Source organism: Roseateles sp. (assembly GCF_036404855.1).
Classification (GTDB): domain Bacteria; phylum Pseudomonadota; class Gammaproteobacteria; order Burkholderiales; family Burkholderiaceae_C; genus Pelomonas.
In genome coordinates this window covers 1-7,748 of record NZ_DASWYS010000314.1, presented here as the reverse complement: position 1 = coordinate 7,748, position 7,748 = coordinate 1, and the positions used below count along the sequence as shown (strand labels likewise).

Sequence of the window (7,748 nt, the reverse complement as noted above, 5' to 3'; positions counted from 1 at the left end):
GAAGTCGTGCGCCGCTGGGGCGGCCGCAGGGGTGCGCTTACTGCATCTCTGGGTCGGCTTGATGACGATTCCGTGACCGCGCCCGCTAAACTGCGCGCCTTCAAGAAATCCAAGGATGGCCATGCTGTTTGGCAAGCTGCTGCCCCGCGAGGGCAATTTTTTTGAGCTGTTCAACGAGCACGGCGGTTTCATCCTGGAAGGCGCGCGCGCCTTCCAGAAGATGATCGAGAACTACTCCAACCCGGCGCTGCGCCAGCAGTACGCGGATGAGGTCGACAAGGCCGAACATGCCGCCGACCGCGTCACGGCCGAGGTGAACCGGTTGCTGCACCGCACCTTCATCACGCCCATCGACCGCGAGCAGATCCACAGCCTGATCAACGCGATGGACGACATCCTCGACCTGCTGCAGGACTCGTCCGAGACGCTGTCGCTCTATGACGTGCGCGCCGTGCCCGAGCAGGTGCTGCAGCTGTGCACCCTGTCCGTGCGCTGTTGCGAGCGCGTGCAGCACGCCGTCACGCTGCTGCCCAACCTGAGCAAGCCGGACACGACCGAGGCGGCGCTGAAGACCTGCGAGGAGATCGACCGCCTGGAGTCCGATGCCGACCGCGTGATGCGCTCGGCCATGTCGCGCCTGTTTCGCGAGCAGGAGGACGTGCGGGAGCTCATCAAGCTCAAGGCGATCTACGAACAGCTGGAGTCCATCTCCGACCGTTGTGAGGATGTGGCCAACCTGATCGAGGGCATCGTCCTCGAGAACTCCTGATCCGGCGCATCCATGGCATCCGCTGAGATCGCCTTCTGGGTGGTGGCCCTGCTGGTCGTGCTGGCCCTGCTGTTCGACTTCATGAACGGCTTCCACGACGCTGCCAATTCCATCGCCACCGTCGTCTCCACCGGCGTGCTCAAGCCCCAGCAGGCCGTGCTGTTCGCCGCCTTCTTCAATGTGATCGCCGTGCTGGTGTTCCAGCTGCACGTGGCCGCCACGATCGGCAAGGGCATCGTCGAGCCCGGTGTGGTGGACCACCACGTCATCTTCGGGGCGCTGATGGGGGCCATTGCCTGGAACGGCATCACCTGGTACTGGGGTATCCCGTCCAGCTCGTCACATGCGCTGATCGGGGGTATTGCCGGTGCGGTCGTCGCCAAGTCCGGCCCGCAGGCGCTGATCGCCGGCGGCATCTGGAAGACGGTGGCGTTCATCGTCATCTCGCCGCTGCTGGGCTTTCTGCTGGGCTCACTGATGATGGTGGTCGTCGCCTGGGTCTGCCGTCACAAGTCGCCGCTGCGCATCGATCGCTGGTTCCGCCGGCTGCAACTGGTGTCGGCCGGCCTCTACAGCCTGGGCCACGGCGGCAATGACGCGCAGAAGACCATCGGCCTGATCTGGATGCTGCTGATCGCGGCGGGCATCGTGGGCGTGGGCGAGAGCGCGCCGCCGACCTGGGTCATCGTGGCCTGCTATCTGGCCATCGGCATGGGCACCATGTTCGGTGGCTGGCGGATCGTGCAGACCATGGGCCAGCGCATCACCAAGCTCAAGCCTGTCGGTGGCTTCTGCGCCGAGACCGGCGGCGCGATCACGCTGTTCGTCGCGACCGCGCTCGGTGTTCCGGTGTCGACGACGCACACCATCACCGGTGCCATCGTGGGCGTGGGCTCTGTGCAGCGCGCGTCGGCCGTGCGCTGGGGGTGGCCGGCAGCATCGTCTGGGCCTGGATCTTCACGATCCCGGCCGCAGCGCTGATGTCCGGCGTTTGCTACTGGGTCAGCTTCGCGATCTACTGATCGCCGACCTGCGATTCGAAATACCGCTGTGCGCTGAAGGCGATGGTCGCCATCAGCGCCGTGCCGCCGATGAAGAGGCAGAGCACGACGCCGATGACGGCGGGCCAGCCTCCCTGGGAAGCCGGCCGGCCGCCGTTGAAACGTGCGTTCCAGCGCTCGTCCGGCATCAGGCCGTAGACGATGCCACCGAGCAGCGCCGCGACCAGGCTCAGGCCCAGCAGCGGGATCAGCACCCAGGCCAGCCGGTCGTCCTGACCCAGGTGGTTCATGCGCTGCAGACCGACCAGCCCGAGCACCGTCGGCAGCGGGAAGGCCCAGCCCCAGCGGTCCTTCAGGCCGTGAAGATAGAAGCGATGCAGGCCGAAGACGCCAACCAGCAGCGCCAGCCAGGTCGCGACGGCCTTGTGCTTGACGGCGGCGCTCATTCGGCGGCCGCGCCGTCGCCCAGGCCCAGCGTGCGCTGCATGAGCACCACGTCCAGCCAGCGGCCGAACTTCCAGCCGGCGCTCTTGAGCACACCGGTGTGCTGGAAGCCCAGCGCGGTGTGCACGCCGACCGAGCCCGCATTGGCCGCATCGCCGATGACGGCCAGCATCTGGCGCGCGCCCGCGGCCTCGCAGCGGGCGATCAGCTCGGCCAGCAGCAGCCGGCCGGCGCCCTGGCCCTGAGCGTCCGGGGCCAGATAGATCGAGTCCTCGACGCAGAAGCGGTAGGCCAGCCGGGGGCGGAAGTAGTTGGCATAGGCGTACCCCAGCACCTGGCCGTCGCGCTCGGCCACCAGCCAGGGCAGGTCGCGGCTGAGCACCTCCTGGCGGCGTCGGCCCATCTCGTCGACGCCGGGAACCTCGGTCTCAAAGGTGCCGGTGCCGTGCAGGACGGCCAGGGCGTAGATGGCCTGGATGGCGGGCAGATCGGCGTCGGTGCTGGGGCGGATGAGCAGGGCGGCAGGGGCGGACGAGGACTGGGACATAGTTTTCTGGAATCGAATCCGATCGAGTTTATAATGCTGAGTTCTGGTGTCGGCTGTGGGGAGCCGCAGCGTATCTACGGCGCCAGGAACGGCGGCAACGCCGGCGGTCACTCGCCGCGAATCTTTCTGCTTTTTCGATCTGCTCGCCCTGAGTGTCTCCTGGTGCGGTGATCGCCCAACTCATCATCAGTTAAGGAAACATCATGGTTGTGATTCGTCTGGCCCGCGGCGGCTCCAAGAAGCGCCCCTTCTACAACATCGTCGTGGCCAACAGCCGCCAGCGCCGTGACGGCCGCTTCATCGAGCGCGTCGGCTTCTACAACCCGGTCGCTTCGGGTGCCGCCGAGAAGCTGCGCGTCGAGCAGGACCGCGTGAGCTACTGGGTCGGCGTCGGCGCCCAGCTGTCGCCCACCGTCGCCCGCCTGGTGGGCGAGGCCAAGACGGCTGCCGTTGCTGCCGCCTAAGTGCGCGTGGCAGGCAACAAGCCTCAGAAAGACGGCGCTTCGGCGCCGTCTTTTGCTTCTGACGTCGCCTGGCCCGAGGACCTGGTCCAGGTCGGTCGCATCCTGGACGCCTGGGGCGTCAAGGGCTGGTTCAAGGTCCAGGCATATTCCAACCAGGGCGATGCCCTCTTCAACGCCAAGCACTGGTTCCTGAAGAGTGAGGGTCCGAAGGCGGGCCAACAGACGCTGAAGATCCTGTCCGTGCGCGAGCACGGCGAAGGCATCGTCGCCAGCGCCGACGGCATCGTCGACCGCAATGGCGCCGAAGCGCTGCGCGGCTGGGAGCTGTGGGTCTCGCGCGCCGATTTCCCCCGCACGGGCGACGGCGAGTACTACTGGGTCGACCTCATCGGCCTGGACGTCGTCAACCGCGAGTCCCAGGCCTTGGGGCGCGTCATTGGTCTCATCGACACCGGCGCGCATGCGGTGCTGCGCATCCTGCCGCCCGGCATCGAGGAGCCCGCCAAGCCGGACCAGGAACGGCTGATTCCCTTCGTCGAGGCCTTCGTCGACGACGTCAGCCTGGCGGACCGGCGGATCCGTGTCGACTGGGGCGTGGACTACTGACGCCACCGTCATGCGCTTCGACGTCCTGACGATCTTCCCGGAGCTGTTCGCGCCGCACCTGACGCACGGCGTCACGCGGCGCGCCTTCGAGAGCCGCCAGGTCGACGTGCGGCTGTGGCCGCTGCGCGATTTCGCCGAAGACAACTACCGACGCGTCGACGACCGCACCTACGGTGGCGGACCCGGCATGGTCATGCTGGCCGAGCCGCTGGAGAAGGCGCTCGCGGCCGTCAAGGCGGACCGCGGCGAGGAGGCGCCCGCCGTCATCCACTTCACGCCCGCCGGCGCCCGCATCGATCAGGCGCGCGTGCAGGCGTTGGCGGCCGGCCCGGGCGCCCTTTTGCTGTGCGGGCGCTACGAGGGCATCGATCAGCGCGTGCTGGACCGCCACGTGACGCTGGAGCTCAGCCTGGGCGACTTCGTGCTGTCCGGCGGCGAGCTGCCCGCCCTGGTGCTGCTGGACGCCGTGGCGCGCCTGCAGGACGGCGTGCTGGGTGACGCGCAGTCCCACCAGCAGGACAGCTTCTCTGACGGGCTGCTGGATTGCCCCCATTTCAGCCGCCCGGAGGTCCTTCCCGATGGCCGGGAAGTGCCGGCGGTGCTGCTCTCCGGCCATCACGCCGAGATCCGGCGCTGGCGGCGCGAGCAGTCGCTGGCGTTGACGGCGGCACGGCGACCCGAGCTGATCGAAGCGGCCCGCGCGGCCGGTCGGCTGAGCAAGGCCGATGAAGCCTTCCTGGCCAAATCTAGGCAAAACCCGTAATCCCGGGCTATACTTGCGGGCTGTCCGATCCTCTGGCGGGTCGAGTGGACTGGATGCCTCTTGCAGGCGCCGGCTGCAAACCCAACCGATAAATAGCGGTCCGCCAAGATCCTTAGGAGTACAGATGGACCTGATCCAAACCCTCGAGCAAGAAGAAATTGCTCGCCTGAACAAGACCATCCCGGCCTTCGCCCCCGGCGACACCGTGATCGTCAGCGTCAACGTCGTTGAAGGCAGCCGCAAGCGCGTGCAGGCCTACGAAGGCGTCGTCATCGCCAAGCGCAACCGCGGCCTGAACAGCGCCTTCATCGTCCGCAAGATCTCCAGCGGCGAAGGCGTCGAGCGGACCTTCCAGCTCTACAGCCCGCTGATCGCCTCAATCGAAGTCAAGCGCCGTGGCGATGTGCGCCGCGCCAAGCTGTACTACCTCCGCGAGCGTTCGGGCAAGTCGGCCCGCATCAAGGAAAAGCTGGCCTAAGCAGCTCGTCTGCTTCGCTCAAGCCGCCCAGGGTTACGCTCTCGGCGGCTTTTGTTTTGCGTCCATGAAACGTCCCGTCATCACCCAGCCCCAGCTCGTGCCGGTCACGCGCACCGACAGCGACCTGCCTGCCGTACCGCCCGAAGCTCTGACCGCCACCGCCGTCCGCAATCGGCTGCAAGCCCTGTCGGGCTGGACGCCGGAGTTCGCCGGGGACGGGGGCCTGTTCACGGACCGCTCGCCCGCCGGCGCGGCTGTGCTGGTGCCTCTCGTGCAGCATGAAGCAGGCCTGAACCTCCTGCTGACGCGACGCACCGACCACCTGCGCGACCACGCCGGCCAGATCAGCTTCCCTGGCGGCCGCGTCGAACCGGAGGACGACGGTCCCGTGGCGACCGCGCTGCGCGAGACCGAAGAAGAGATCGGACTGACCCGCCGCTACATCGAGGTCATCGGCCAGTTGCCCGTCTACTCCACCGTCACGGCCTTCCAGGTCACGCCGGTTGTCGCCCTCGTCGAACCTGGCTTCACGCTGCGGCTCGATGACTTCGAGGTCGCCGAGGCCTTCGAGGTGCCGCTGGCCTGGCTGATGGACCCGGCCCATCACCGCCACCACCGCTTCGAGTTCGCAGGGACCGAACGGCGCTTCCTCTCCATGCCCTGGCAGGGGCCCGAGCGCGAGTATTTCATCTGGGGTGCGACAGCCGCGATGTTGCGCAACCTCTACCGTTTGCTGAGCAGGGCCTGACCCGGGCACTATCATCCGCGCCCATGAATTTCTTCGCGGTGCTGTTGGCCCTGTTGTGTGAGCAACTCAAGCCTTTGAGACATGGCAACCGGGTGCACCAGTCCGTCATTGCCTGGGTGCGCTGGACGGGGCGCAATTTCGATGCTGGCGACGAGCACCATGCCGTCGTCGTCTGGGCCATCACGGTTCTCGTGCCGGGCCTGGTCATTGCCCTGATCTTCCTGACCCTGCGCCACTTCAGCCTGCTGCTGGCCCTGGCGATGGACGTGCTGGTCCTCTACCTGACGCTGGGCTTCCGCCAGTTCAGCCACTACTTCACCGACATCCGCGATGCGCTGGAGCGTGGCGACGACGCGACCGCGCGCCAATTGCTGGCCGAGTGGCGGCACCTGGACGCGAGCGAGCTGCCGCGCACCGAACTGATCCGCCACGTCATCGAGCATTCGCTGCTCGCCGCGCATCGCCATGTCTTCGGCGTGTTCTTTTGGTTCATCGTCTTCTCGACGCTCGGCCTCGGTCCGGCCGGCGCGGTGGTCTACCGCATGGCCGAGTTCGCCGGGCGCTACTGGTCCTTCAAGAGCCGCACGCTGGACGCGCCCACCAACACCCGCCTGCTGGCCCTGTCGCGTCAGGCCTTCAGCTGGATCGATCACCTGCCTGCGCGCCTGACGGCGACGGGCTTCGCCATCGTGGGCAATTTCGAGGAGGCGGTGAATGGCTGGCGCCGCGATGCCAGCCTCTGGCTGCACGCCAACGAAGGCATCATCCTCGCGTCGGCTGCCGGCGCCGTGGGCCTGCAGCTCGGCGGCGCGGCCGCGCCCGGCATCACGCCGGACCGCAGCAAGACCTTCGACGCCGGCTCCGAACCCGACGCCACGGGCGCCGCCGGGTCGACGGCTGGTGCGCCGCCCCAGCTCGGTCATCTGCAGAGCGTCGTCGGCCTGGTCTGGCGTTCTGTGGTGCTGTGGATGCTGCTGCTGGCGCTGCTGACGCTGGCCAACCTGGTCGGCTGAGCGCCGGTCCGGGCGCGGGAGACGCCGCCCCGAAAATCTTTGGTCACCCCCGCATTTGCAATCGCTGATGGCGGGCTGGGGTGAAGGTGGCTTGCGTAAATCTGTCCGGCGTCTGGTTGGGCATCGGGGATCCCCGCGCCACGATGAGAGCCGCGCCTGGCAAGGCCGGGCAGCCTCGTCGACTGCCCGGCCTGGATGGCTTGCCCTGAGCGGGCTTACTTCAGCACCGTCTGCTGCAGGAACAGCACGGTGGCATAGAACTGGTAGTCCTGGTTGTCCTTCTTCTGGAAACCGTGGCCCTCGTTGTCGGCGCGCAGATACCAGACCGGCGTGCCGCCCTGGCGCACCGTGGCGACGATCTGCTCGGCCTCGGTATAGGGCACGCGCGGATCGTTCTTGCCCTGGATGACGAATAGCGGCTTCTTGATCTTGTTCGCGTTGGTCAGCGGCGAGATCTTCTCCAGGTGGGCCCGCATCGCCGGGTCGCGCTCGTCGCCGTACTCCACGCGGCGCAGGTCGCGACGGTAGCTCTCGGTGTTGTTCAGGAAGGTCACGAAGTGCGAGATGCCGACGATATCGATGGAGCCGGCAATGCGATCCGCATAGTGCGTCGACACTGCCAGCGTCATGTAGCCGCCGTAGCTGCCGCCCATGACCAGCACGCGGGAGGCGTCGAGGTCGGGCTGGGTCGCGATCCAGTCAAGCAGGGCGCCGATGTCCTTGACCGAGTCCTCACGCTTGAAGCCGTTGTCCATGGCCAGGAAGCTCTTGCCATAGCCGCTGGAGCCGCGCACGTTGGGCTGGATCAGCGCCATGCCCAGCTCTTGCACGAAGTAGGCGTTGCGGCCGAGGAAGCCGACGCTGGCCTGGGACTCGGGGCCACCGTGGATGGAGATCAGCACAGGGCGCTTGCCC

General features: G+C 67.2%; 10 protein-coding genes and 1 pseudogene. 8 read left to right on the top strand and 3 right to left on the bottom strand.

Features of this window, described 5'->3' with window-relative positions; translation table 11 throughout:
• The first annotated feature begins 121 nt into the window (after positions 1-121).
• Together VGF12_RS21240 and VGF12_RS21235 are read left to right on the top strand one after the other, a co-directional pair.
• Complete coding sequence (locus tag VGF12_RS21240) at positions 122-769, top strand: DUF47 domain-containing protein (protein WP_331178044.1); 648 nt, start codon at positions 122-124, stop codon at positions 767-769.
• A 12-nt stretch (positions 770-781) separates the two neighbouring features.
• Positions 782-1,791 (top strand): annotated as a pseudogene (locus VGF12_RS21235) (inorganic phosphate transporter).
• Here the strand turns inward: VGF12_RS21235 and VGF12_RS21230 are convergent.
• Both VGF12_RS21230 and VGF12_RS21225 read right to left on the bottom strand, forming a co-directional pair.
• A complete protein-coding gene (locus VGF12_RS21230; protein WP_331178043.1) occupies positions 1,785-2,216 on the bottom strand; it encodes a hypothetical protein in 432 nt (143 codons plus the stop codon). The pseudogene VGF12_RS21235 and the gene VGF12_RS21230 sit on opposite strands and share 7 nt — an antisense overlap.
• Positions 2,213-2,761: an N-acetyltransferase family protein gene (locus tag VGF12_RS21225; RefSeq protein WP_331178042.1), complete on the bottom strand. Its 549-nt coding sequence runs from the start codon at positions 2,759-2,761 to the stop codon at positions 2,213-2,215. Before VGF12_RS21225 ends, VGF12_RS21230 begins: the two co-directional genes overlap by 4 nt.
• A gap of 203 nt (positions 2,762-2,964) precedes the next feature.
• Between VGF12_RS21225 and rpsP the strand changes: the two genes are divergently transcribed.
• From rpsP to VGF12_RS21195, 6 genes are all read left to right on the top strand, one after another.
• On the top strand, positions 2,965-3,225 hold the full coding sequence (gene rpsP / locus VGF12_RS21220; protein WP_331178041.1) for a 30S ribosomal protein S16: 261 nt from the start codon (positions 2,965-2,967) through the stop codon (positions 3,223-3,225).
• 6 nt (positions 3,226-3,231) lie between these two features.
• Positions 3,232-3,831, top strand: coding sequence for a ribosome maturation factor RimM (gene rimM, locus VGF12_RS21215; protein ID WP_331178040.1), 600 nt, complete (start codon positions 3,232-3,234; stop codon positions 3,829-3,831).
• Positions 3,832-3,841: 10 nt separating this feature from the next.
• Complete coding sequence (gene trmD, locus VGF12_RS21210; protein ID WP_331178039.1) at positions 3,842-4,594, top strand: tRNA (guanosine(37)-N1)-methyltransferase TrmD; 753 nt, start codon at positions 3,842-3,844, stop codon at positions 4,592-4,594.
• Between the two features lie 124 nt (positions 4,595-4,718).
• On the top strand, positions 4,719-5,072 hold the full coding sequence (gene rplS, locus VGF12_RS21205) for a 50S ribosomal protein L19 (protein ID WP_331178038.1): 354 nt from the start codon (positions 4,719-4,721) through the stop codon (positions 5,070-5,072).
• A 64-nt stretch (positions 5,073-5,136) separates the two neighbouring features.
• Positions 5,137-5,820 carry a CoA pyrophosphatase gene (locus VGF12_RS21200; protein ID WP_331178037.1) on the top strand — a complete coding sequence of 228 codons (684 nt, stop codon included), beginning with the start codon at positions 5,137-5,139 and terminating at the stop codon, positions 5,818-5,820.
• A 23-nt stretch (positions 5,821-5,843) separates the two neighbouring features.
• On the top strand, positions 5,844-6,833 hold the full coding sequence (locus VGF12_RS21195) for a CobD/CbiB family protein (RefSeq protein WP_331178036.1): 990 nt from the start codon (positions 5,844-5,846) through the stop codon (positions 6,831-6,833).
• Positions 6,834-7,048: 215 nt separating this feature from the next.
• On the opposite strand, the gene VGF12_RS21190 is transcribed toward VGF12_RS21195, so the two are convergent.
• On the bottom strand, positions 7,049-7,748 hold a 700-nt coding region (locus VGF12_RS21190; protein ID WP_331178035.1), incomplete at its 5' end, for an alpha/beta hydrolase family protein.

Excerpts from the sequence above, each read along its gene's own strand:
- VGF12_RS21240 (WP_331178044.1), top strand. The coding sequence starts at position 122 with ATGCTGTTTGGCAAGCTGCTGCCCCGCGAGGGCAATTTTTTTGAGCTG.
- VGF12_RS21230 (WP_331178043.1), bottom strand. The coding sequence starts at position 2,216 with ATGAGCGCCGCCGTCAAGCACAAGGCCGTCGCGACCTGGCTGGCGCTG.
- VGF12_RS21225 (WP_331178042.1), bottom strand. The coding sequence starts at position 2,761 with ATGTCCCAGTCCTCGTCCGCCCCTGCCGCCCTGCTCATCCGCCCCAGC.
- rpsP (WP_331178041.1), top strand. The coding sequence starts at position 2,965 with ATGGTTGTGATTCGTCTGGCCCGCGGCGGCTCCAAGAAGCGCCCCTTC.
- trmD (WP_331178039.1), top strand. The coding sequence starts at position 3,842 with ATGCGCTTCGACGTCCTGACGATCTTCCCGGAGCTGTTCGCGCCGCAC.
- rplS (WP_331178038.1), top strand. The coding sequence starts at position 4,719 with ATGGACCTGATCCAAACCCTCGAGCAAGAAGAAATTGCTCGCCTGAAC.
- VGF12_RS21200 (WP_331178037.1), top strand. The coding sequence starts at position 5,137 with ATGAAACGTCCCGTCATCACCCAGCCCCAGCTCGTGCCGGTCACGCGC.
- VGF12_RS21195 (WP_331178036.1), top strand. The coding sequence starts at position 5,844 with ATGAATTTCTTCGCGGTGCTGTTGGCCCTGTTGTGTGAGCAACTCAAG.